Origin of the sequence: Streptomyces fulvorobeus (assembly GCF_013167895.1) — a bacterium.
In the GTDB taxonomy this organism is placed as follows: Bacteria; Actinomycetota; Actinomycetes; order Streptomycetales; family Streptomycetaceae; genus Streptomyces; species Streptomyces fulvorobeus.
In genome coordinates this window covers 3,409,272-3,432,186 of the sequence record NZ_BLWC01000001.1, presented here as the reverse complement: position 1 = coordinate 3,432,186, position 22,915 = coordinate 3,409,272, and the positions used below count along the sequence as shown (strand labels likewise).

General features: G+C 70.3%; 19 protein-coding genes, 1 tRNA gene, 1 pseudogene and 1 riboswitch. Of the genes and pseudogenes, 13 read left to right on the top strand and 8 right to left on the bottom strand.

What is annotated here, in order from left to right; genetic code table 11:
• Window positions 1-24 precede the first annotated feature (24 nt).
• Window positions 25-2,133 (bottom strand): asparagine synthase-related protein, encoded by a 2,109-nt coding sequence (locus Sfulv_RS15585; RefSeq protein ID WP_173314375.1) that lies wholly within the window; start codon window positions 2,131-2,133, stop codon window positions 25-27.
• 966 nt (window positions 2,134-3,099) lie between these two features.
• Here Sfulv_RS15585 and Sfulv_RS15580 point away from each other — a divergent pair.
• From Sfulv_RS15580 to Sfulv_RS15565, 4 genes are all read left to right on the top strand, one after another.
• Window positions 3,100-4,614 (top strand): NsdA family TPR-like regulatory protein, encoded by a 1,515-nt coding sequence (locus tag Sfulv_RS15580; protein ID WP_173314373.1) that lies wholly within the window; start codon window positions 3,100-3,102, stop codon window positions 4,612-4,614.
• A gap of 145 nt (window positions 4,615-4,759) precedes the next feature.
• A complete protein-coding gene (gene lhgD / locus Sfulv_RS15575; RefSeq protein ID WP_173314371.1) occupies window positions 4,760-6,016 on the top strand; it encodes an L-2-hydroxyglutarate dehydrogenase in 1,257 nt (418 codons plus the stop codon).
• The gene (trmB, locus tag Sfulv_RS15570; protein WP_256668939.1) at window positions 6,009-6,830 is read left to right on the top strand and encodes a tRNA (guanosine(46)-N7)-methyltransferase TrmB; all 822 of its coding nucleotides are present in this window, start codon (window positions 6,009-6,011) and stop codon (window positions 6,828-6,830) included. Before lhgD ends, trmB begins: the two co-directional genes overlap by 8 nt.
• A gap of 108 nt (window positions 6,831-6,938) precedes the next feature.
• Window positions 6,939-8,477, top strand: a complete 1,539-nt coding sequence (locus tag Sfulv_RS15565) for a PrsW family intramembrane metalloprotease (RefSeq protein ID WP_173314369.1) — start codon at window positions 6,939-6,941, stop codon at window positions 8,475-8,477.
• A gap of 32 nt (window positions 8,478-8,509) precedes the next feature.
• On the opposite strand, the gene Sfulv_RS15560 is transcribed toward Sfulv_RS15565, so the two are convergent.
• The 4 genes from Sfulv_RS15560 to Sfulv_RS15545 all read right to left on the bottom strand — a co-directional run bounded on the left by Sfulv_RS15560 (window position 8,510) and on the right by Sfulv_RS15545 (window position 12,621).
• Complete coding sequence (locus Sfulv_RS15560) at window positions 8,510-9,454, bottom strand: aldo/keto reductase (protein ID WP_173314367.1); 945 nt, start codon at window positions 9,452-9,454, stop codon at window positions 8,510-8,512.
• 166 nt (window positions 9,455-9,620) lie between these two features.
• Window positions 9,621-10,673 carry a M23 family metallopeptidase gene (locus Sfulv_RS15555; protein WP_173314365.1) on the bottom strand — a complete coding sequence of 351 codons (1,053 nt, stop codon included), beginning with the start codon at window positions 10,671-10,673 and terminating at the stop codon, window positions 9,621-9,623.
• Window positions 10,674-10,684: 11 nt separating this feature from the next.
• Window positions 10,685-10,838: riboswitch (cyclic di-AMP (ydaO/yuaA leader) on the bottom strand.
• A gap of 284 nt (window positions 10,839-11,122) precedes the next feature.
• The gene (locus Sfulv_RS15550; protein ID WP_256668938.1) at window positions 11,123-12,289 is read right to left on the bottom strand and encodes a PP2C family protein-serine/threonine phosphatase; all 1,167 of its coding nucleotides are present in this window, start codon (window positions 12,287-12,289) and stop codon (window positions 11,123-11,125) included.
• Window positions 12,290-12,547: 258 nt separating this feature from the next.
• A tRNA-Met gene (locus Sfulv_RS15545) sits at window positions 12,548-12,621 on the bottom strand.
• 230 nt (window positions 12,622-12,851) lie between these two features.
• Here Sfulv_RS15545 and Sfulv_RS15540 point away from each other — a divergent pair.
• From Sfulv_RS15540 to Sfulv_RS30455, 3 genes and pseudogenes are all read left to right on the top strand, one after another.
• On the top strand, window positions 12,852-14,231 hold the full coding sequence (locus tag Sfulv_RS15540; protein WP_173314363.1) for an FAD-binding oxidoreductase: 1,380 nt from the start codon (window positions 12,852-12,854) through the stop codon (window positions 14,229-14,231).
• A 126-nt stretch (window positions 14,232-14,357) separates the two neighbouring features.
• Window positions 14,358-14,588 carry a hypothetical protein gene (locus tag Sfulv_RS15535; RefSeq protein ID WP_173314361.1) on the top strand — a complete coding sequence of 77 codons (231 nt, stop codon included), beginning with the start codon at window positions 14,358-14,360 and terminating at the stop codon, window positions 14,586-14,588.
• 137 nt (window positions 14,589-14,725) lie between these two features.
• Window positions 14,726-14,887: pseudogene (locus Sfulv_RS30455) on the top strand (adenylyl cyclase); the annotation flags it as partial.
• Between the two features lie 430 nt (window positions 14,888-15,317).
• On the opposite strand, the gene Sfulv_RS15530 reads toward Sfulv_RS30455, so the two are convergent.
• Window positions 15,318-16,163, bottom strand: coding sequence for a DUF6907 domain-containing protein (locus tag Sfulv_RS15530; protein ID WP_173314359.1), 846 nt, complete (start codon window positions 16,161-16,163; stop codon window positions 15,318-15,320).
• A gap of 560 nt (window positions 16,164-16,723) precedes the next feature.
• Here Sfulv_RS15530 and Sfulv_RS15525 point away from each other — a divergent pair.
• Window positions 16,724-17,908, top strand: coding sequence for a hypothetical protein (locus Sfulv_RS15525; RefSeq protein WP_246353131.1), 1,185 nt, complete (start codon window positions 16,724-16,726; stop codon window positions 17,906-17,908).
• Between the two features lie 217 nt (window positions 17,909-18,125).
• Window positions 18,126-18,689 carry an HD domain-containing protein gene (locus tag Sfulv_RS15520; RefSeq protein WP_173314357.1) on the top strand — a complete coding sequence of 188 codons (564 nt, stop codon included), beginning with the start codon at window positions 18,126-18,128 and terminating at the stop codon, window positions 18,687-18,689.
• Here Sfulv_RS15520 and Sfulv_RS15515 read toward each other — a convergent pair.
• Window positions 18,677-19,144 carry an NUDIX hydrolase gene (locus tag Sfulv_RS15515; RefSeq protein ID WP_173314355.1) on the bottom strand — a complete coding sequence of 156 codons (468 nt, stop codon included), beginning with the start codon at window positions 19,142-19,144 and terminating at the stop codon, window positions 18,677-18,679. The genes Sfulv_RS15520 and Sfulv_RS15515 overlap by 13 nt on opposite strands.
• Complete coding sequence (locus Sfulv_RS15510; RefSeq protein WP_173314354.1) at window positions 19,131-19,904, bottom strand: helix-turn-helix domain-containing protein; 774 nt, start codon at window positions 19,902-19,904, stop codon at window positions 19,131-19,133. The genes Sfulv_RS15515 and Sfulv_RS15510 overlap by 14 nt, the downstream gene beginning before the upstream one ends.
• A gap of 96 nt (window positions 19,905-20,000) precedes the next feature.
• Between Sfulv_RS15510 and Sfulv_RS15505 the strand changes: the two genes are divergently transcribed.
• From Sfulv_RS15505 to Sfulv_RS15490, 4 genes are all read left to right on the top strand, one after another.
• On the top strand, window positions 20,001-20,693 hold the full coding sequence (locus tag Sfulv_RS15505) for an HAD family hydrolase (RefSeq protein WP_173314352.1): 693 nt from the start codon (window positions 20,001-20,003) through the stop codon (window positions 20,691-20,693).
• 107 nt (window positions 20,694-20,800) lie between these two features.
• Entirely contained in the window at window positions 20,801-21,703 is a 903-nt protein-coding gene (locus Sfulv_RS15500; protein ID WP_173314350.1) for a radical SAM protein, read from the top strand.
• A complete protein-coding gene (locus Sfulv_RS15495; RefSeq protein ID WP_256668937.1) occupies window positions 21,696-22,337 on the top strand; it encodes a P-loop nucleotide/nucleoside kinase family protein in 642 nt (213 codons plus the stop codon). Before Sfulv_RS15500 ends, Sfulv_RS15495 begins: the two co-directional genes overlap by 8 nt.
• Complete coding sequence (locus Sfulv_RS15490) at window positions 22,255-22,908, top strand: class I SAM-dependent methyltransferase (protein ID WP_173314348.1); 654 nt, start codon at window positions 22,255-22,257, stop codon at window positions 22,906-22,908. The genes Sfulv_RS15495 and Sfulv_RS15490 overlap by 83 nt, the downstream gene beginning before the upstream one ends.
• Window positions 22,909-22,915: the final 7 nt, after the last annotated feature.

Below are 22,915 nucleotides of genomic sequence, written 5' to 3'. Positions count from 1 at the left end.
GGGTTTGCAGCGCTCCGAAGGCCGTTACGACTGAAGGGTCCGCCTGGCCGGGACCACGCCGCCCGCCACCGCGCGCTGGCGCGGAGCCGCCGTGCCTGTCCAGCAGGTGCCCCGGCGGGCGAGGAGCCGCCGGAGCCAGAGCTCCGTGGACGCCAGCTCGGCCAGCCCGTCCAGCGGCAGCGGCTCACCCTCGGACGCCGCCCGCAGGGCCTTGCGCACGACCCGTGCCTCGACCAGGCCCGCGTCGGCGAGGAGCGGGGCGTCGAACAGGTCCAGCAGCTCCGGGAGCGCGGCGCGCAGTCCCACGCGGGTGGCCGCCGTCGAGGTGGCGTGGGACGGGGCGCCCCACCCCGGTGGCAGCTCCTGGATGCCCGCGCCCGCCAGGACGCTGCGCAGGATCGCGGCGCGCGCGCCCGGCTGGACCCGCAGCGATTCCGGAAGGGCCCGGGCGGCTCGTACGACCTGGTTGTCCAGGAACGGGGCGTGCAGGCGTTGGCTGCGGATCTCGGCCGCCTGTTCCAGGATGCGGTGATCGTTGGCGTGCCGGGCGAGCGCGGCACGGGCGCGGGCCTCGCCCGGGCGCTGCACGGAGGTCGGCCGGAGCGCCGCCTCCTGAAGGCGAACCGATACTTCGGCGAGCGCCTCCCCGGTCAGCCAGCGGGCCGCGGGACCCGGCCGTGACCAGGTGAGGGCCGAGAGGGACGCGTCGGCGGGGGTGTCGAGGTGGGGGGCGTGTCTGTTGGCGTCCGGCAGCCGGCCGGCCGCCGCTTCGAGCCCGGTGCGGTACGACGTACGGGCGAGCCTGCGTGCCGCCCGGTAGACGGCCAGCGGCACGAACAGGGAGTGCGCCGACGCTCCCTCGGCTCTGGCGAGCGCGGCGACCGGTCGCAGCAGGTGGCGCCTGCGACGGTCCAGCAGGAGGTCGGCGAGACGGGCGGGGTGGGCGTCGAGGACCTGGCGGGCGCCGTACCCGACGAAGTGGTCGGCGCTGCCCCCCGCGAGGCGGCGGCGGTGGCGCGCGGCCTCGACCAGGGAGGGCCCGGGTTCGTCGGTGAGCGGACCGTCCAGCTCGGCGTAGGGCAGGGCCTCCTCGCCCGCGGCGACGACCACATGGTGCAGCCGCGGGTTGGCGGCGATGACGCGGGCCCGTTCCAGCTCGTCCTCGTGGTCGCGCGTGGTGAGGTCGTTGAAGGTGACGGCGAGTAGCCGCTCCCCCGCTCCGGTGCCGTGCCCGAGGAGGGTGCCCGGCAGGCCGGGCAGCCCGGCGGCCAGCAGTGCGAGGGTGGCGGACGCGCTGCCTCCGGAGAGGTCGGCGCCGATGCCGGGCACGGGCGCCCCGCGGGCCGCCCGGCGTTCGGCGGGCCCCATCCCGGGTACGGGCCCGGGGTCGACCGGCAGCGCCTCCGGGGCGTGGCGCGGCGCCAGGAGCCGGGCGCGTACGGCTTCGACCAGGGCGTCCCGCACGCCCTCCACCGCTCGTACCGGGTCGCTCTGGGGGGCCGCCACGGCCAGGGAGGCCACCGCCTCGTACCCGGTGATCTCGCGCGAGCCCTCCCGCAGGATGAGCGCGTGGCCCGGCGGGACGCGCTTGACCCCCGCGTAGGGCGTGCCGTTGCCCAGTGCCTCCGGGGTGTCGGGGCAGGCGAGGAGCGCGGCCAGGTGCCCGATGTCCAGCTGGGCCTCGATGAGGTCGGCGAGCGGGAGGGCGGCGGTGGCGTACGCCGTGCCGTTGGCCCAGGGTGTGTGGAACACGGGGCGCGCTCCGGCCAGATCTCCGACGACGGTGATCCGGCGGCCGATCTGGACGACGGCGGTGTAACTGCCGGGCCAGGCGGTGAGGTGGCGCAGTGCTCCCCCGCGTGCGGACAGCAGGCCCACGCGCAGTTGTTCCTCGGTGGCGCCGCAGCAGCCGAGGACGGCGATGCGGGCGGCGGGGGCGCCCGGAGGCGTCGCGGCCGTGACGACACGGATCTCGTCGGGCCGCCAGTCCCCGACCGCCCACAGCGGATCGGGGTCTCCCCAGAGCAGTTGGGAGCCGACGGGGTGAACTGTGCGCCCCTCGTCGCCCGCGTCGACCGCGCCGACGGTGCCGAAGCTCGCGGCGATACTGCTCCACCCCACCAACCAACGCATCGCCGCCTCCACAGGCTGTGGACAAACCGGCGCGCCTGAACCGAGGAACGCCTGCTGCGGGACATGCTGCCACGACAACGGCCCACCCGAGGGGGTACGGGCGGCGCACGCCGGAACTGGATGCGCCCCTGGCAAAGGCCCGACAGCCCCTCCGCGGAGAATCCACCAACGGAAGGCCGCCTTCCGGCCGTTGAGGCGCGTGAAGGCCGGAGGCGATCCCGGTTCACCCTGCGGCGGGCGGTCGCGATCCAGCCACCGTACGGCCGTTCGCACGGACCTCATCCCATAGACGTCATTCAGCCAATCTCGAACGGCTGAGGCGCGGCCTGTGCCCCGTGCGCCGCACTCCGCGACACTCTGCGGCACGCCGCGATGCCGGGGTGGGGCGTACGGGAGCGGCGCCGGGCGCTCCGGCTCGGCGCCGGTCCCGGCCCCCGGCCGCGCACGGTCCGGGAGGTGCGGCGCACCTCCCGGACCGGTCCACCGCCCGCGGGGAATGGAGCGGCGGTATCCCCCAGCCCACTGAGTCCAGTGCAGCGGGCCGACCCACGCAGCACCTATCGAAGCGCTTGCACCCCGGCCCGTACGAGAGCGCACGGCCGGGCGCACGGCCACACGTGAGGGGCACGTCCGGCGGCGCCCGGGGTACCACGGCGGACCAGCCGGAGATCCGCCGCCGCGGGCCCGCACGCTCCCGGCCCGAGCACGGCCGCGGTCACCGGCCGCCGCGCGCGCCGCCGTCGGCCGACAACAATCCCGCCATACGGACGTCTGCCCCTTAACGGTAGGGATGCGGCGAACTACGCTGTGTTTACTGACGTTCTCGGCAGGGAGGCATATTCCTCGGGGCTCGGCCAAATGCGTGTGCGGCCGGAGTGCCGGGGTTCGTCCCTGGGGAGGACACGGTACGAATGCCGCGCGCCTCCCGGGTGACGCGGCGGCCGTCTGTGTGTCGAGGGGTGGCGCATGTCCAGGGAGCAACGCGGGCCGAACGAGAAGCTCGGCACGGTTCTCGCCCTCGCGGGAATCAGCAACGCCGGGCTCGCCCGGCGGGTCAACGACCTCGGAGCACAGCGCGGTCTGACACTGCGGTACGACAAGACCTCGGTGGCCCGGTGGGTCGCCAAAGGCATGGTGCCCCAAGGCGCCGCGCCCCATCTCATCGCCGCGGCGATCGGCGCAAAGCTCGGCCGCCCGGTGCCGCTCCACGAGATCGGGCTCGCGGACGCCGATCCGGCGCCCGAGGTCGGCCTGGCGTTCCCGAGGGACGTGGCCGAGGCCGTTCGGTCGGCGACCGATCTCTACCGGCTGGATCTCGCCGGACGGCGGGGCGGCGGTGGGATCTGGCAGTCACTGGCCGGTTCGTTCTCCGTCAGCGCGTACGCGACACCCGCGTCCCGCTGGCTGATATCACCCGCCGACTCGTCGGTGGCGCGGGATTCCACGGCCGCGGAGGCCGCCATTCTCGGAGTTCCCGGAGCGCGGGGCGCGCTCGGAGCACAGGGAGCACACGCCGGTGTGCCCATGCAGCCGGGGCCGGACTCCGTCTCCGACGCCTCACCGTTACGGGTCGGCCACAGCGATGTGTCCAAGCTCCGGGAGGCCGCCCAGGACGCACGCCGCTGGGACTCCAAGTACGGCGGCGGGGACTGGCGCTCCTCGATGGTCCCGGAGTGCTTACGCGTCGACGCGGCACCCCTGCTCCTCGGTTCGTACAGCGACGAGGTGGGCCGCGCGCTGTTCGGCGCGTCGGCGGAACTGACCAGACTCGCCGGGTGGATGGCGTTCGACACCGGCCAGCAGGAAGCCGCCCAGCGCTACTACATCCAGGCGCTGCGCCTGGCACGGGCCGCCGCCGACGTTCCGCTGGGCGGTTACGTACTGGCGTCGATGTCCCTCCAGGCCACCTACCGCGGCTTCGCCGACGAGGGCGTGGACCTGGCGCAGGCGGCCGTCGAGCGCAACCGCGGCCTCGCCACCGCCCGCACCCTGAGCTTCTTCCGGCTGGTGGAGGCGCGGGCCCACGCGAAGGCGGGCGACGCCCAGGCCGCCGGGGCCGCCCTCAAGGCCGCCGAGAGCTGGCTCGAACGCTCACGGCCCGGAGACGCCGACCCGTCATGGCTGGGCTTCTACTCGTACGACAGGTTCGCGGCCGACGCCGCCGAGTGCTACCGCGACCTGAAGGCACCCCGGCAGGCGCGCCGCTTCACCGAGCAGGCGCTCTCCAAACCCACCGAGGAGTTCGTCCGCTCGCACGGTCTGCGCCTCGTCGTGTCGGCGGTGGCCGAACTGGAGTCCGGCAACCTCGACGCGGCGTGCGCGGCGGGGACACGGGCCGTGGAGGTGGCGGGGCGGATCTCCTCGGCCCGCACCACGGAGTACGTACGGGACCTGCTGCACCGGCTCGAACCGTACGGGGACGAGCCCCGGGTGGCCGAGCTGCGCGAGCGGGCCCGGCCGCTGCTGGTCGCCCCGGCGTAGGAGCTGTCCCCGAAGCGGGGGTACGACCCGGTACGTCCGCCCGTCCGGTCCCCGCGCGGGGGCGGATGTGCGCCACGCCCCGCCCATCCGTGGTTTGAGCCCGTTGTCAGTGGGTCAGTGCACTATTCGGGTGGGAGGTGGCGCGATGATGACGCACGCGGCGTACGACTGCGAGGTGCTGGTGATCGGCGGCGGGATCGTCGGTCTGTCGACGGCGTATGCGATCACGCGTACCGCCCCGGGCACCCGGGTCACGGTCCTGGAGAAGGAGCGGGGGCCGGCCCGCCATCAGACGGGGCGCAACAGCGGAGTGATCCACAGCGGTATCTACTACCGTCCGGGTTCGCTCAAGGCCCGCTTCGCGGTAAGGGGAGCCGCCGAGCTGGTCGACTTCTGCGCGGAGCACGGCATCGCCCACGCGGTGACCGGCAAGCTGATCGTCGCGACCGAGCGGTCCGAGCTACCCAGGCTGCACGGACTGGTGCAGCGCGGCCGTGAGCACGGCCTGCCGGTCCGTGAGCTGGGACCGGCCCAGATCGCGGAGTACGAGCCCCATGTGCGCGGCCTCGCCGCGATCCGGGTCGGCACGACGGGCGTCTGCGACTTCGGTGCTGTCGCGGCCCGCCTCGCCGCGGAGGTGGACGGGGCGGGCGGACAGATCCGTTACGGGGCCGCGGTCACCGCGATCGACCGGCGCCCCTGGGGCGTGGCGGTGCGGACGGCGGACGGCCGGGTGGTCCGCGCCAGGGTCCTCGTCAACTGCGCGGGTCTGCACAGCGACCGGATCGCCCGGCTCGCGGGCGACGAGCCGGGAGTGCGCATCGTCCCCTTCCGCGGGGAGTACTACGAGCTCGCCAGGGAACGGCTGGTGCGCGGCCTGGTCTACCCGGTGCCCGACCCCGCCTTCCCCTTCCTCGGGGTGCATCTGACCCGGGGCTTCGACGGCTCCGTACACATCGGGCCGAACGCCGTGCCCGCCCTGGCCCGCGAGGGGTACAGCTGGCCCGTCGTGCGCCCGCGCGAGCTCGCGGCGACCCTGACCTGGCCCGGGTCCTGGCACATCGCCCGGCGGCACTGGCGGTACGGGGCGGGCGAGCTGCACCGGTCGGTGTCGAAGCGGGCGTTCACCCAGGCCGTCCGGCGGCTGCTGCCCGAGGTGACGGAGGACGATCTGCGCCCCTCCACGGCGGGGGTCAGAGCCCAGGCGGTACTGCGGGACGGCACGCTGGTCGACGACTTCCTGATACGTGAGGCACCGCACACGGTGCATGTGCTGAACGCGCCGTCGCCCGCCGCCACCGCCGCACTGCCCATCGGGAGGGAGGTGGCACGGCGGGCCCTGCTGCGGGCTCGTGCCACGGGGTGGAAGCCGCCCGCCGTAGAATCGGGGCACTGTGTCTGAGTCCCTGAACCCCACCCCCGAGACGCCCGGCGCCACGGACGACGCGGCTGCCCTGCGGGCCGCGTCCTTCGAGCGGATGCGCCGGCTGCGCCAGGAGCCCCGCTTCCCCGGCGGCCCCGCCGCCGACCCCGCCGGCTCGCACCACGAGCGCCGCATCCGCAGCTTCCAGCCGCGCCGCAGCCGGGTCACGGCCGGCCAGGAGGACGCCCTCCAGCGGCTGTGGCCGAAGTGGGGCCTGGACATCGACGGGCAGCGCGTCCTCGATCCGGGCGAGATGTTCGACGGGCTGCCGGTGGTCCTGGAGATCGGCTTCGGGATGGGGGAGGCCACCGCGCAGATGGCGGCCGACGACCCGGAAACCGGGATTCTCGCCGTCGACGTGCACACTCCGGGTCAGGGCAATCTGCTGGGGCTCGCGGACCGGGCGGGTCTGACGAACGTCCGCGTCGCCAACGGTGACGCGATCATCCTGCTCCGCGAAATGCTCGCACCCCAGGCACTCGACGGCCTGCGGGTGTACTTCCCCGACCCCTGGCCCAAGGCCCGCCACCACAAGCGGCGCCTGATCCAGCCGGACTTCCTCGACCTGGCCGCCCAGCGGATGAAGCCGGGCGCCGTGGTCCACTGCGCGACCGACTGGGAGCCGTACGCCGAGCAGATGCTGGAGGTGCTCACCGCGCATCCCAGCTTCGAGAACACGCAGGCGGACGGCGGGTACGCGCCACGGCCCGCGTTCCGGCCGCTGACCCGGTTCGAAGGCCAAGGACTGGACAAGGGGCACGTCGTGCGCGACCTGCTCTTCACCCGCGTCTGAACCGGTCGCCGCGTGCCGCGCTCCCCGGGGGCGGGGGCGGACGCGCTTCTCGGCCATGCGCCCCGCACGCCGTGGCCAGCTGTCAGTGCTCCTCGTTAGGGTCATCGGATGTCCGAATGGTCCGCGCAGCACCAGCAGCCGCAGCCGGCGGTCCCGGTCCTCGAGGAGCGACGGCTCCACGAGATCCTGGGCGCCGTGCCGGAGCGCGGCCAGTGGCGTTACCGGCCGCGCCGCGTCGGCATGGTCTGGCGCAGCAAGGCGTTCCGCGCCGGTGCGGTGATCTCCGTACTGGCGCTGTGCGGACTGCTCATCCTGTCGCTGGTCCGCGAACAGACCGGTACGGAGGGCTTCCTCGTCGGGCTCGGGCTCGCGGTGCTGCCCGTGCCGCTGCTGATGGCGGCCTTCCGCTGGCTCGACCGGGTCGAGCCAGGCCCCTGGCGGAGTCTGCTGTTCTCCTTCGCCTGGGGTGCCTTCGCCGCCGCGCTGGTCGCGATCACCGCCAACACGTTCGCGGCCCGCTGGATAGCCGAGGCGTCGGCGGACCCGAGGAGCGCCGACACGCTGGGCGCCACGGTGATAGCGCCGGTCGTCGAGGAGAGCGCGAAGGCCGCCGCCGTCCTGCTGATCTTCCTCTTCCGCAGACGGGAGTTCAGCGGCGTCGTCGACGGGATCGTGGTCGCCGGATTCACCGCGACCGGTTTCGCGTTCACCGAGAACATCCTCTACCTGGGCAACGCCTTCGGCGAGGACCAGCAGTTGGGCAGCGCGGGGCTCGGGTCGGTGACGGCCGGGACCTTCTTCGTCCGTGTGGTGATGTCCCCGTTCGCCCACCCGCTGTTCACCGTGCTCACCGGCATCGGCTTCGGAGCCGCCGCCCTCAGCGCGCGGCGCCACCGGGCCCGGCGTATCGCGCTCCCGCTCCTGGGGCTCGTCCTCGCCATGGCCATGCACGCCCTGTGGAACGGCTCGTCGACCTTCGGCAGGTACGGGTTCCTCGCGGTCTACGGGGGGTTCATGGTCCCCGCCTTCGCCCTGGTCACCTGGCTGGCGATCTGGTCGCGCCAGCGCGAGCTGCGCACCCTCGCCGCCGAGCTGCCCGTGTACGCGGCGGCGGGCTGGCTCTCGCCCGCCGAGCCCTCGGCGCTCTCCTCGATGCGGGCCCGCGGCATGGCACGTGACGCGGCCCGGTACTGGCACAGCGGCCCCGGCCGGGCCGGTGGCAGGGCCGCGGCCCGGTCGGTGGCCGAGTACGAGTCGTTCGCGACGTCACTGGCCGTGCTGCGGCGAAGGGCCCGCCGGGGGGCGGTCGGCCCGGACTTCGCCGTACGCGAGCAGGAGTTGCTGCACCACCTGTGGGAGCGCAGACAGGTCGCGGGCCCGGCGCTGACGTACGCGGCGGGCCGGCTCGGGCGCCACCGGCCGGCACCGCTTCCGCCTCCGCACCAGTGGTACGGGGGCTTCAACCCGTACCTGGGCCAGGCGGCTCCCCCCGCCGGGCCACTCCCGCACCAGTGGGCACAGCCGCACCACCGGCAGCCGTACCAGCCACCGCCGTACCAGCAACCCGCCCACGGGCAGGGCGCCGCTCACCGGCAGCCGCCCCATCGCCCGCACGCACACGACTCGACCCGCCACCGGAGGCACTGAGCGCTTCCCCGGAGGCGGAGGCATCGCACGCCTCAGGCCGAGGCGTCGGTCAGCGCCGCCTGCTCCTGCCCGGTCAGCCGGAGGCCGGCGACCGCGACCAGCGCGGGCACCTGCTCGACCGTACGGGCCGACGCGATCGGGGCCACCACGGTGGGACGGGCGGCCAGCCAGGCCAGGGCCACGGTGGCGATCTCCTCGCCGCGCTCCCCGGCGATCCGGTCGAGCGCGGCGAGAACCCTCCGCCCGCGCTCCGACTCCAGGTGCTGTCCCGCCTGGCCGGCCCGCGGGCTGTCGACCGTGGTGCCCGCGCGGTACTTGCCGGTGAGGAAGCCCGAGGCCAGCGCGGAGTACGGGACGGCCGCGAGACCGGCGTCGGCGGCCGTGTCCTGGAGCCCGCCCTCGTAGGTGCCGCGCGAGACGAGGTTGTAGTGCGGCTGCACGGCGACGTAACGGGCCAGGCCCTCGCGCTCGGAGAAGTCCAGTGAGGCCCGCAGCCGCGCGGGGCTGATGTTGGAAGCGGCGATCTCGCGCACCTTGCCGTCCTTCACCAGCTGGTCCAGGGCGGTGATGATCTCCTCGACGGGGACGGTCTCGTCGTCGAAGTGCGTGTAGTAGAGGTCGATGTGGCCGGTGCCGAGCCGGCGCAGCGATTCCTCGGCCGCGCCCTTGATGGTCGCGGCGGAGAGCCCTTTGTACGAGGGGTGGGCGCCGACCTTCGTGGCGACGACGATCTCGGAGCGGTTGCCGCGCGAGGCCAGCCACCTGCCGACGACGGTCTCCGATTCGCCGCCCTCGTTGCCTGGCGCCCAGGCCGAGTAGGAGTCGGCGGTGTCGACGAAGTTGCCGCCCGCCGCCGCGTAGGCGTCCAGCACGGCGAAGGACTGCGCCTCGTCGGCCGTCCAGCCGAAGACGTTGCCGCCGAGGGCGAGGGGAAAGACCTCCAGGCCGGAGGAGCCGAGCGTACGGAGTGAAGTCATGGGTGGTTCAACCCGCTCACCGCGTCGCGCTATTCCGTTCTCCGGCGCGTACCCCGGAGGAGTGCCGGACCGGCAGCCCTGGCGTCGGGGGTGTACGTCAGGGCTGCCGGGGTCGGGCGCGTGTCCGGGTGGAAGCGGGACACGGTGGTGTGGCGGGTGCCGGGTCTCAGACCGTGAGGCCCTTGCTGCGCAGCCAGCTCAGCGGGTCCATACCGGAGCCGCCGGGGGTGTGTACCTCCAGGTGCAGGTGGACACCGGTGGAGTTGCCTGTCGATCCGGCACGGCCGATGACGTCGCCGGTGTTCACGCTCTGGCCCGCGGCGACGTTCAACGAGGACTGGTGGCTGTAGGTGACCTCGGTGCCGTCGTCGAGCTGGATGACGGTGTGGTAGCCGTACGCCGTGTGCCAGCCGGCCGATGTGACGGTCCCGCCGCGCACGGCCTTGATCGGTGCGCCCGCCTGCGTCGCGAAGTCCAGGCCCGTGTGCTGGCCCGATGACCACATGGGTCCGGACTGCCCGTAGGTCGAGGTGATCGTGTACGAGGAGAGCGGCAGGGTGTAACTGGCGGCCAGCTTGGCGATCCGCTCGGCCTCGGCCTTGCGCGCGGCGGCCTCCTCGGCCGCCTTCTTCTCGGCGGCGGCCTTCGCCTCCGCCTCGTCCTGCTGGGCCTTCGCCTCGGCCGCGGCCTTCTCGGCGGCCGCCTTCTCCTGGGCGGCCCTGGCCTCGGCGTCGGCGTTGGCCTGCTGCTGTTCGGCCTGCTGGAGGATGCGGTTGCGCAGCGCCTCCCCGGCGTCCGTCGTGCCCTGCTCGGCCTCGGCCGTGGTGATGCCGGCGGTGGTGAGCGGGGACGAAGCCACCACCATGGCGGCGTCCTTGGCACCGGAACCACCGGAACCGTCGGACATGAAAGAGCCGACACCGGGAAGGGACTTGGCGTCGGGCAGATTGTCCGCGAGGGAATCGGGAAGAGAGATGGAGACGGGCGGCTTGCCCTGGGCGGTGGCCATGCCACCCGCGCCGACTGCCGCGATCACACCGACCCCGAGGACGGTGGAGCTACGAGCGAGACCGCGCTGCTTGGCTACGCGATGCCTGCCGCGAACGGGCCGGAGGGAATCCTCGGTGGGGTTCCACTCCTCCCAGGTCCTCTCCTGGGCACCGAGCGTGTCGGTACCGAAGGATGACGGGGCCTCGGGGGCAGGCTTGTTGGACGCCACGTGGGCGCACTCCTTTCCTTCCTTCTCGCCTACCGGGTTAGCTGACGGGTTCGGAGCAGGAAGGTCTCCTACGGGCCGTTCTGCCTCTCGCGAGACACAGGTGGCCCGATTCACCCCATGTAGGTGGTTCCCCGGTTCCCTTGCGGAATTCGGCGCTCGCGCACGGTGCCGCCTCTTACGACGACTGGGACGACCGCGCTGCGTTATCGAACGTTAATAGACGGACGGCTCGCATTCCAAGCTGTTCCAGGTGATCGTTCCCACCTTCGACCTGGACTTAACGGGATACAACCGGGTGCAATCGGGCGAGTCGCACACCGACCCGCCACCATCTGTTTTCTGACGCTGCGTCACCTGTTCTGCGGAGGGGCACCCTTCAGTCACGGACGGTGGCTCCGTCCAGCGGCACCGCTCGCGCGTCGCCCGCCGAAGGACCGTCACCCCTTGGCTCATTCCGGTCCCCCGGGCCCCCGGCCCACGATCTTCACGGTCCTCCGCCGCTCCGGCTGCCCCTCGGCCGGCCGGCCGACCGCGAGCAGCGCCATGTCGTCCGTGGACCGGCCGCCCGTGTGCAGGCGTACGTCATCGGTCAGCGCGGACAGCAGTTCCTCGGGTCCGGGGAAGATCCGCCCCCGCAACCGGGCCGCCGGGTCGTAGAAGGCCCCGGCCGCGTCCCGCGCCTCGGAGAGGCCGTCCGTGAACATCAGCAGCGTCGCCCCCGCGGGCAGCGGCCACTCCTCCGCGCGGTCCGGCCACACCCCCAGGTCCATGCCGAGCGGCAGCGCGGGCGAGGCGGAGGTGAGCACGTCCAGCTTCCCGTCCGCGTGCAGCAGGATCGGCTCGGGGTGCCCCCTGTTCACGATCCGCACCAGACCGGCCCCGGGCGGGATCTCGGCGAGTGCGGCCGTGATGAACCCCTCCATCGCGTCGAGCCCGCCGCGCCGCGTCCCCTCGCGCGCCAGAGCGCGCTCCAGGCGCTGCGCCACGCCCTCCAGCGACCGCTCCTGCTCGGCGGCCTCCCGGAACGCCCCGATGACCACCGCGACCGCCGCGACCGCGTCGAGCCCCTTGCCCCGCACGTCCCCGACCACCAGCCGCACCCCGTACGGGGTGTCCGCGACGGCGAACAGGTCGCCGCCGACGTACTCGTCCGCCTGAGCCGCCTCGTACCGTGCCGCGACGTGGAGCCCGCCGATCCGCTCGGCCGGCGTCGGCAGTACCGCCCGCATGGCGGTCTCCGCGATGACCCGGGCCGACGCCAGCTGCTCGTTGCTCCGCCGGACGACACCGTTGATGAAGAGGGCGAGCAGCCCGGCGGTGGCGACGGTGAGCAGTTCGATGACCGGCTCGGCCTCTCTGAGCGTGCGGGTCAGCAGGTCGAGCACCGCCATGACGAGGACCGAGGCGATGCCCGTACGTACCGTGCTGGCCCGCGAGAAGAACGGCGCGGCGATCAGGGGGGCCGCGACGAACAGGGGGACGGGTGTGAACGTCGGCGGCGTCGTCACGTCGAAGAGCGCCCCGCCCGCGATCATCGCAGTGGGCAGCACGCGGACGAACCGACGGGCACGGACTCCCCCGCGAGCTCCGCCCGGACCTGTGTCCCGCTTCCCCACCTGTGCACTCCTGCCCGGGTCCGCCTACGGTTGCGGACGGTACCGCGCCCCACTCAGGCTGACCGGAGCCGCGCCGCGCGGCGACTCCTCATCGGCCGAAGGAGGGAACGCGCGGGGGCGCTTTCCGTGCCCTCGGCACGTATTGACCCCTGTGACCCGTCGGATACCCAGGAACGACTTACACATCCAGGAAACGACTCGTACGTGGAAACGACTCGGGCCCGGCACGCTGTGTGCGTACCGGGCCCGGTCCTTCAGTAGCGGGGACAGGATTTGAACCTGCGACCTCTGGGTTATGAGCCCAGCGAGCTACCGAGCTGCTCCACCCCGCGTCGTAAACACAACTCTACGGCATCGCGGAGGGACTCATGACCACGCCTCGCGGCGGCGTCCGGCCGGCCGGGCTCCGCGGTGCGGGGACCGGACCTCCTGCGCCGGGGCGGCCCGATTGCGCGGCTTCATCCCGATTGCGCGGCCTCCTGAGCGGCGGGAGGCTTGAGGTACCTGCCTGAAGACGGACCGGTGCGTCGCTCGCTGTCAGCGTGCCGGTGAGGAGATGGTCATGGACAGCACAACTTTTGAAGCGATGGCGACCGCGCTGCGCGGCCCGGTCATCGGGCCGCGCGACCCGGAGTACGGGGCGGCCCGCACCCTCTACAACGCCATGATCGACAAACGGCCTGCGGCGATCGTCCGGTGCCGGGACACCGCGGACGTCATGGCCGCGGTCGACTTCGTCCGGGACAACGGACTGGAGCTCGCCGTCCGGGGCGGCGGGCACAGCGGCCCGGGCCTCTGCCTCGTCGAGAACGGCGTCACGGTCGACCTCTCGCCGATGCGCGGGGTACGGGTCGACCCGGCCGCGCGGACGGCCCGGGTGGCCGGCGGCGCGCAGCTCGGCGACCTCGACCACGCCGCGCACGGCTTCGGCCTGGCGACCCCGGCGGGCATCATGTCGACGACGGGCGTCGGCGGGCTCACCCTGGGCGGCGGACACGGCTACCTGACCCGCAGGTACGGGCTCACGGTGGACAGCCTGCTCGCCGCCGACGTGGTCCTCGCGGACGGCAGCTTCGTCACGGCGAGCGAGAACGAGTACGCGGACCTGTTCTGGGCCCTGCGCGGCGGCGGCGGGAACTTCGGCGTCGTCACCTCGTTCGACTTCCGCCTGCACCCGGTGGACACCGTGGGCATGGGGATCACCGTGTGGCCGCTGGACATGATCGGCGAAGTGCTGCGCTGGTACCGCGACTTCCTGCCGCAGGCACCCGACGACGTGTACGGCTTCTTCGCGTCGCTCACCGTGCCTCCGGGCCCGCCGTTCCCCGAGGAGATCCAGGGGCAGAAGATGTGCGGGGTCGTGTGGTGCTTCACGGGCGACCCGGCCGGGGTCGGGGAAGCCCTGTCGGTGGTCGAGGACCCCGGTACACCGACGTTCCACTTCACCTCGCCCATGCCCTATCCGGTGCTCCAGACCATGTTCGACGAGCTCATCCCCAAGGGTCTCCAGTGGTACTGGCGAGGGGACTTCTTCGACCGGATCACGGACGAGGCGATCGACGTGCACGCCCGCTACGCGGAGAGCCTGCCCACCGGCCTGTCGACGATGCACCTCTACCCGGTGGACGGGGCGGCGGCCAGGGTCGGCCAGGACGACACCGCGTGGGCCTACCGGGACGCCGTCTGGTCGGGCGTCATCGCCGGCATCGACCCGGACCCGGCCAACGCCTCGGCGGTCACCCGGTGGAGCACCGACTACTGGGAGGAGCTGCATCCGCACTCGATGGGCGGCGGTTACGTCAACTTCATCGGCGCCGACGAGAGCCGGGAGCGCGTCCGGTCCACCTACCGCGGCCACCACGACAGGCTCGCCGACGTCAAGAAGGCGTACGACCCCGACAACCTGTTCCACGCCAACCAGAACATCGCACCGGCGGAGTGACCGTCAGCACCCCGCCCCAGGGGTGACCCATCCGGGTACACACGGCGCCGAACACCCACCCGATACACCCCTGTTCACGGACAATGTCTCCCTTGTCCCGCCACCACGCGCCGCCCCGGGGAGACCATGCGCACCCGTACGACCGCCATCGCCGCCACCGCCCTCGGAGCAACACTCCTGCTCGCGGTAGTCACCGCCTGCACACAGTCCGAAGCGGAGGTACGGGCCACCTGCGAGAGGGCGCTGGACAACCATTCGACCCTCGACAACCGCCCCGAGGCGTGCCAAGAGGTGCCGGACGAGTCGTACCGGACACTCCTGCTGGTCTACGACCTCAAGGCGGAAGGACTCGACTGACCGGGCCGCAGCGCGCCCGCCTCCGAATGCAGGTGTCCGTACGCCAGGATGGCTTGTTCGGGCGCGGAGTTCATGTTGCCCGTCACCCGGCGCCAGCATCTGGTCGAGCACTACACGTCCCCCGAGATGCTCCGGCGGCAGCCGCCCTGCTCGGCCTCGACTACTCCGAGGCCCGCTTCGGCAGCGTGGACGAGATCTACAGAAGCGAATCCGGCCGCGACATCCTGACCGAACCCACCCTCCTCTTCGCGGACGCCGGCAAAGACGGGGCAGCTGCCGTGGCCGCCCAGGGCCGCTGACTGTGAGGTCTGAGGACCGTCCGTCCGCAAGAGCCCGGAAACGACGGAATAAAAGTCCCGGCAGGCTCCTGCCGGGACTTCCGTCGGGCAAGCCGGTGCTCCAGAAATTGCCGGTCAGAGACATGCCCTTGACGCCCGGTCCAGATCTGACCGCGTCGTGCCAGCACGTCCGCTCACGCATCGCTCACGCATCGGACTCACCAAGGGCGTTTCGACCCAGGCCGCTTTCCACCTGTTCGTTCGGGGGCATGCGAGGCGCGGGAACACTCTGAATCGCGGAAGACAGACTGGCTGGCCCCTGGCCCGTGATCGGATCTTGCGAAGCACATAGTGGCCACACCGTCGGCTGGACCAGTTCCATGCCGGTATGCCGAATATTCTCGCGGAACAGCACCTATGCCTCCTGTGCCAGGCAGCTCAAGCCGTGGCTTCACTTCACGCTCTGGACGGCTTGGCCAGTGTGGGCAGTTGTGGCTCGCTCGGTGCCAGGTACGAATGCCTCCCCCGTGCTCGACCGGTGGTCCCCGTCGTGGCCAGACGACAAGACGCATGGCAGCCTCCCCTTGTAGGCCGGGTTTCCTTCACCGCATCCGTAGAGGTACGGCTCGGCGCCCGCCTCACAGATGGCCGCGCGGGCCGCTGCCCACACACTGCGGGCCATTACCGGCACGTCCTGCGCATGCTGGAGTGCCACCCTCACGGACACCTGCACCATTCGGCTGCATGACTCAACCGAGAAGGGAGAAGCCGGGGGCGGCGTGGGTTCCGTCTTGGCGGCCTCCACTTCCTTCAGTGCAGCCATGCGCTCCTCGCCCTCAGCCTCTGCCTTCGCCCTAGCCGCGGGGCCGCAAGGGTGGTCGCCCTTACGGGCCTCGGCGAGCAAGGTGCGCGCCTCGCGGAGGAGCGGCAGGAACGACTCGATGTTCGCGATAAGCCGGTCGGTCTGCTCCTCGTCAAGCTCGTAGGAATCGCCGCCAGACCAGATCCACAGCTCGGATCTGACACCGAACACGTCAGGCTCGGAGTTCACGGTGGTGACGTGGGCGGTGAGAAACGGCTCGGCATTTCCGTCGTGGAGCTGGGCTTCCAACGGCGGAATGATCGCCGGGGCGGCCTGGTGCCACTCCGAGGTGACGCCGGGGCTGCTGTGGTCCATGGCGCACCACGGCGTGCAGCAGTAGGTGGCCATCCACTCCGGGCCGCGCTCAGCGGCTGTTAGGACGTGGGTGTGCTGGTCGGAGGGCATTGTTGTTAACGCCTGTGCGGTGCTGTACATACCGATTCCTCGTTCTCTACTTGCTTGTGCATGTGTGGATCGCTGCTGACCAAGATCCTTGGCGGGACTCAGGGAAGAATTGCGGTCGCTCCCTTCGGACAGCCCGAGAAAGCAGTGATGGTCGGCGCTACGAGCGACGCGGTTTCGGCCAAGCTCCATCGATAGCTGGTTCTCGGCTGCGAGGTTGGCAGGTGGCCCCGGTGAGTCCGAGTTCCCTTCCGGGGTCGATCAGAGACGGACCACGGCCGGTAATCCGCAGGTGACCACGATCGTCGGTGCTGAGACTGGTCGCACCAACCACCGCTTTGCTTCGGTCATCTGTTGGTGGACCGCCCGCAACCAGAACGCCTGCTACTGGCCGACCACAACTCGCAACCGCTCCGGCTCAGCAGCCCGAATTCAGCTCGGCACACGATCACACCAACGAGTGGAGCAACAATTAGTCACATGATCCACACGGCACGATTCCGGCACCTCCGACGCCGGAACCCTGAGTGGATAGCTCGATTGGCGAAAATGTCAGAGCAGCAACAGGACAGGGCGATCTACGATCGCTGGTCATGGTCGTATACACGAGCGGGAACCGGACTGATGCGTCGCCGAAACGAGCGGTGGAGCCGCATGCTGAGTTCTTCCAGAGGATCGCCGGTCCGTTCTGGGACCAGGTTCGGGATGTGATCAACGAGTGGTGGTCGCACCTCCCGGACCAGGCTCAGACCGGCGCGCGTAGTCGGCTGCTCGACGGGAACTCCGACACGAACGTCTTCTCTGCGCTGTGGGAGCTGTACCTGCACGAAATGCTGCTCGGTTCCGGCTGTACCGTGGAGATCGAACAGCCGATAGGCACACGTGGCAAAAGTCCCGACTTCCTGGTCACCCGCGACGGCAGGCAATTCATCGTCGAGGCGATCTGGACGGCCCAGCGCCTGGGTGGCACCGTGCCTGACTCACTGCCACCTCAGCTGGCCGATGCCATCGATAGCGTGCCGAGCCCAAATTTCTTCGTAGCGTGTGAGCTCGTCAGGACTGGGGTGGCAACACCGTCGCAGAAGCGGCTGAAGGTTGGGCTGACGCGGTGGCTCGCGAGTCTGGACCCCGATCAAGTCATCGCCCAGTACGAGCGCAAGGCCCCGTTGCCCAGACACACCTGGCTCGAAGCTGGCTGGTGCCTCACGTTCGAGGCGATCCCTCGCAGCCCGGGCAGACGAGGCGATCCAACGAGCAGGACCATCGGTGTCCTCTCCGCATCGCCCTGGCTCGACGACGAGTCGAAGCGAGTGTTTGACGCGGTCAAGAGGAAGGGCGGGAAGTACGGCGACCTAGCGCTGCCATTCATCGTGGCGGTTGGACACGCGGCCGTATTTCCCGAAGACGAGGACACGGAGACCGCGTTGTACGGGACTTCGGCCGAGTGCGCGCACGGCAGCATACCGACCTTCGGCCGGATGTCGGACGGCTACTGGACTGCTGCCTACGATCACCCTCACGCCCGAGTCAGTGGCGTGCTCATCGTCGACAATCCTGCACCCTGGACCTGGACGAAGAACATCCCTGTTCTGTGGCACAGCCCCGCTCCCAGTTCCCTTCCAGCGCCAATTCTCCCTACATGGGCGACTGCACAGCTGGCCAACGACCAAGTTGAACGCCGGCCAGCGGCTTTGCCGACCCACGCTGCCCTCGGCTTACCCCAGCAATGGCCTGTCGGCGAAGCCTTCCCCCGGAATCACGAGAGCAGCTCAAGCTGACTGCAGTGGGCGGGGCGAAGGGCACGGCTCAACCAGGGCGTGCGCCGACCGACGCGGTCGTATAGACCAGCTGCGCCCCGTGGATGACGAGGACGGCGTCTTTGCCCTTGCCGGGGACTGTCTGACCGCCATGGGCCGGTGACCTACGTGTGGTCTGTCCCATTCATACGGCGACCTCGGCCGAGAGACTGGCACGCCGCAGTAGGGTGCGGGGACCATGAACGAAACACTGGCAATCTGGGCGCGTCAGGTGGCAGTCGCGGAGTTGCGTGAGCCGCTTCCTCGCCGATGGGCGCACTCTCAAGGGGTCGCGCGGCGCGCGGCCGAACTGGCGGAGGTCCTGGGCCAAGACGCAGACCTGCTGGCTTCTGCCGCCTTGCTTCACGATGTGGGCTATGCACCGCGGCTGGCCGTGACCGGCTTTCATCCGCTGGATGGGGCCAGGTTCCTTCGTGACGTCCATGGAGCGGATGAGCGGCTGGTGCGGTTGGTGGCGAACCACTCGTTGGCGTTGCTGGAAGCTCAGGAGCGCGGATTGCGGGACGTGCTAGAGGTCGAGTTTCCCCTGCTCGACAACCAGCGGCTTGTTGACGCCCTCGTCTACTGCGATATGACGACCACGCCCGATGGCGAGGCCACCTCTGCCGCGACTCGGCTGGCGGAGATCACCGACCGTTACGGCTCCGACAGCCTGGTGGGGCGGTTCATCCGTCGGGCGACGCCGGACATCCTTGCGGCTGTGGGACGGGTGGAGGCGGCGCTGGAGGCTCAGCCCAGGTAGGGGTACGTGCCCGCGAGGTAGTCGCCGATCTGCTGGCGCATGCTGGGGTGGACGTCGTACTGGTCGAGGTCGGCCGGCTGGATGAAGCGGACGCCGTCTGCCTCGTCGTTGATGGTGGGCTCGCCTCCGACGGGGCGGCCGATGTAGGTGTTCTCGTACTGCTGGCGGATTTCGCCGTCGGTGTAGGCAACGATGTGGTTCGGGTTGGTGTAGACGCCCAGGAAGCCGGTGATCTCGGCGATGATGCCGGTCTCCTCCAGGCACTCCCGCACCGCGCACTGTGCCGCCGTCTCGCCGATGTCCTGAGCGCCACCTGGCAGGGCCCACTGGCCTGTGTCGCGACGGCGCTGGAGCAGGATGGCGCCGCTGTCGTCCACGACGAGCAGGTTGTTGGCGGGGATGAGGGTGTTCGCCTTGGGCGCCTTGGGATCGTTGTAGTACTCAGTCCTGCCCATGCGGAGAGGTCCCCTCCTGGTCCGGTGTCCAAGGGCGCGCTGTGGCCCAGACGGCTTCAAAACTCTGAGCGTAGTTGTCGAACCACCCTGTGGCATCGACTCTCTTGAGGTGGAGCAGTGGGTTGGCGCTCGCCGGCTGACCCCACACGTGCGGGTTGACCAGCAGGTTGTCGTCGTAGCGGAACATTGAGGTGTAGAGCGTGGTGTCGTGCAGCCGGACCTCGCAACCGGCCTCGGACAGTAAGGAGCGGTAGTAGGTCAGGGAGGCACGGATCTTGGCGCCGAGTGTGTCGCCGATGCCTTCTTCGCGGCTGCGGATGGCCGCTGCCTGGCCGTTCGATTCGCCGAAGCACAGGCGGACTTGGACGCCGTCGGCCGCGCGCTCGGCGAGCATCTTGGCCACGTGCGGGTTGGACTGGGCGAAGAATGTGCCGGAGAAGACGAGCACGCCGATCTGCTTCTGGGCTCCCTTCAGGAGCGAGAGCCAGGTGTCCCGAGGAACACTGGCCCTGTTCTGGTAGGTGCCGACGAGTTCGACGCCTGACCCGGCGCTGGTTTGGCTCGCGCTCGGCGGCGGGGTCGGCCAGAGGAAGGTCTCCTCCACACGCAGGTGTTGGGCGACGTGGAATCGATGGCGTGGGTGGGGAACGCGCCCGCCAAGCCAGCGACTGACGGTCTTCGGGTCTACCTCACAGGCTTCGGCGAGCGATTCTGGTGAGACGCCGCGTTGGGCGAGTACGGAGTGCAGTCGCTCGTTCACAGCGCTATCCAAGCCGAGGCGTCCAGGAGCGGGCAAGGACGCTTTGGGACGTTCCCACGAAGCTGACGCCGCAACCGGGATATTTACGCTTGCGGTATGGAGCTCATCGTCCTGTGGGACATCGACCACACGCTCATCGAGAACTCAGGGGTGAGTAAAGAGATCTACGCCGCCGCCTTCACGACGCTGGCGGGCACCGGTCCGACAGGGCCGGCGCGGACGGAGGGCCGTACGGATCGCCTGATCATGCGCGACATGTTCCAGCGAGAAGGGCTGTCCGAGCCGGACTGGGCGACTATCGAGGCTGCTCTTGCCTGTGCTGGGCAGGAGCGGCTCCGCGAGCTCAGCAGGCGAGGAACAGCGCTGCCGGGTGTACGCGATGTCCTGAAGGCTGCCTCGGTACGAGACGCCTGGGTCTCATCGGTCCTGACCGGCAATATCGCGGCCAATGCCCACGTGAAGGTGTCGGCGTTCGGCCTTGACCCTCTGCTGGATCTGGCAGTTGGCGCTTACGGGGCGGACGCCCTCCAGCGTCCCAGCCTGGTAGCTGTCGCCCGGGAGCGTGCCCAGTGTCTCCGGGGCGTCCAGGATGACGTGCCTGTCGTACTTGTAGGGGATACGCCGAGGGACGTCGAGGCTGCACTCGCCACGGGCTCGCGGATCATCGCCGTCGCTTCTGGCGTCCACAGCCGCGAAGAGTTGGCTGCTGCCGGTGCATCCATGGTGCTACCGGATCTCACGGACACCGCGCAGGTGCTCGGGATCCTGGAGAGCTTCGCAGCGCGCTGAAAACGTCCCAGGACGTCCTCGGATCGTCCGGATACGCGGTGATGCGGTCCTGTGCCGTTCCGCCAGCATCAGGTCTCCCACCAGGCAACTGCCAGAAGGAGACCCACGTGATCGGGGAAGTCACCGGGATTCGCAGAATCCGGATGCTGTACCTGCAACTGTTGTACCGCTGCAACTTCGAGTGCCTGCATTGTTTCCACGGCAAGCGGCTCCAGCATGCCGACGCGTTCACCGCCGACGAGGCAATCAACCTCCTCACGCTTATGCGCGAGCAGTACGGCACCGAGGCTGTCACTCTGCTGGGCGGCGAGCCGTTCGTCTACAAGGACCTCATCCAGGTCGTCCGGTACGCCAAGCAGGAACTGGGCATGCGGGTTGAGATCTGCACCAACGGCTATCGGATCGAGCGCCGGCTGACCGAGATCGCTCCCGACCTGGACCTGTTGCGGGTCTCGCTGGAGGGCATCGGCTCGACCAACGACCACATCCGCAAGTTCGGGAGCTACCAGAGTGCGCTGAGCGCACTCGACATCGCCCGGGGACTCGGCGTCCGTACCGGCGCGACCATGACGGTCACCTCTCGCAACATCGACGAGGTGCTGCCGCTCGCCCGTATCCTCCAGCAGTACGGGGCAGAGCAGTTGAAACTCCACTGCCTGCGGCCGGTCGGCAACGCAGCCGCTCACCCCGAGTTCCTGGTCACCGACCCCGCTGCGTACATCCGCCTTCGCGGTCAGCTCCAGGCGGCCGAGCTGGACATCGAGGTGATCGTCGACGAGGACCTGTCCGAGCACGGCGCCCCGGAGGTCTGCGCTCCCGAGGGAGGCCCCGAGGCCATCGAGCGGATCGAAGCCGACCCGCGCGGTGCACTCACCATGTCCTGCAAGGCGGTCGGCAAGGACTCACATGCCTTCTGGTACGACAAGCTCGCCGACCACATCGAACACCGCCCGTCCGCCACCGACGAACTTACCCTCGCGGTACCAGACGTGGTGTACAGACGTGTCTGACACCCCGCTGTTCGAGAGCCTCGAAGGACTCCGCGGCACCGGCAAGTCGACCATCGCTCCGATGCTGGCAGTAGCCCATGGAGCCGTTCTGGTCCCGACCGTTCCGCTCATCTACCAGGCGCTGCGACGCGAGGTGGACCTGCTGGGGAATACCGAGGCCCGGATGTGCTTCTACCTGTCCGCGCTGTTCACGGCGGCCGATGAGATACGGCGCTACTTGTCCGCAGGCACCCCAGTCGTCGTGGAGAGCTACTTCGCCCGCTGCCTGGCCACCCACCGCGCTCTCGGTGCCCGTCTCGGCGTCAGGCTGCCGCCCGACCTGCCCCAGCCTGTGACCTACGAGCTGACATGCGGCGACGACGAGCGCCGGCGTCGGCTCGCTGACCGGACCAAGCCCGTATCCCGCTGGGACGCCCTCGTCGAAGGCGCTCCCGACCGGGTTACCGACGCCTACGCCCAGTTCCCGATGCACCGCGTGGACACCACGCGGCTGGACCCCGACGAGGTCCTCCAGGCGATCCTGGCCATCGACACGCAAGGAGCCCACCACCGTGCAGACGCAAAGCCTGTGGGAGCACACCCTCACTTTCTTCCCCCAGTTCCTTGCCGCGCTGAAGGAGCGTGTCGCTCCTGACGCCACTGTCGCGGTCATCGGCGCGAGCGATGGCAAGTTCATCCTGCCGCTGGCCGCAGCCGGCTATCGCGTGATCGCGGTAGAGCGTGATCCCCTTGCTCTTCACGGCGGTGAGGTCAGCCTCCCGGGTGAAAACCGGGCTTACGCGATGGGCCTCATCGACCGCCTCAAGCTCGAATCACTGCACGACAGCGTGCAGGTTGTGGAGAAGGACTTCCTTCAATGGGAGCCTCTGGACATGCCGTGCGACGCCATCTGGACGAGCTGCTCGTGGCATTACAGTGCCAATCACCATCGCCCGCTCGCCGAGTTCGTCACCCGCATGCAGGCTTCCGTATGCCAGGACGGCCTGTTCGGAGCGGAGTTCATGATGCCTGTCACTCAGCGCCAGCATCTGGTCGAGCACTACACGTCCCCCGAGAAACTGCGGCGTCACTTCATCGGTGACTGGGACGTGCTGCTGACTCTGCGAACGAATGAGTTCGCCGAGCGGGCCCACATCGGTCAGCTCCAGGACCACACCCACCGGATGGGCCTGCTCCTCGCGGCCCGTACCCCCTCCTTTCGCTAAGGGAAGA

Excerpts from the sequence above, each read along its gene's own strand:
- Sfulv_RS15585 (WP_173314375.1), bottom strand. The coding sequence starts at position 2,133 with ATGCGTTGGTTGGTGGGGTGGAGCAGTATCGCCGCGAGCTTCGGCACC.
- Sfulv_RS15580 (WP_173314373.1), top strand. The coding sequence starts at position 3,100 with ATGTCCAGGGAGCAACGCGGGCCGAACGAGAAGCTCGGCACGGTTCTC.
- lhgD (WP_173314371.1), top strand. The coding sequence starts at position 4,760 with ATGATGACGCACGCGGCGTACGACTGCGAGGTGCTGGTGATCGGCGGC.
- Sfulv_RS15565 (WP_173314369.1), top strand. The coding sequence starts at position 6,939 with ATGTCCGAATGGTCCGCGCAGCACCAGCAGCCGCAGCCGGCGGTCCCG.
- Sfulv_RS15560 (WP_173314367.1), bottom strand. The coding sequence starts at position 9,454 with ATGACTTCACTCCGTACGCTCGGCTCCTCCGGCCTGGAGGTCTTTCCC.
- Sfulv_RS15540 (WP_173314363.1), top strand. The coding sequence starts at position 12,852 with ATGGACAGCACAACTTTTGAAGCGATGGCGACCGCGCTGCGCGGCCCG.
- Sfulv_RS15535 (WP_173314361.1), top strand. The coding sequence starts at position 14,358 with ATGCGCACCCGTACGACCGCCATCGCCGCCACCGCCCTCGGAGCAACA.
- Sfulv_RS15530 (WP_173314359.1), bottom strand. The coding sequence starts at position 16,163 with ATGTACAGCACCGCACAGGCGTTAACAACAATGCCCTCCGACCAGCAC.
- Sfulv_RS15525 (WP_246353131.1), top strand. The coding sequence starts at position 16,724 with ATGGTCGTATACACGAGCGGGAACCGGACTGATGCGTCGCCGAAACGA.
- Sfulv_RS15520 (WP_173314357.1), top strand. The coding sequence starts at position 18,126 with ATGAACGAAACACTGGCAATCTGGGCGCGTCAGGTGGCAGTCGCGGAG.
- Sfulv_RS15515 (WP_173314355.1), bottom strand. The coding sequence starts at position 19,144 with ATGGGCAGGACTGAGTACTACAACGATCCCAAGGCGCCCAAGGCGAAC.
- Sfulv_RS15505 (WP_173314352.1), top strand. The coding sequence starts at position 20,001 with ATGGAGCTCATCGTCCTGTGGGACATCGACCACACGCTCATCGAGAAC.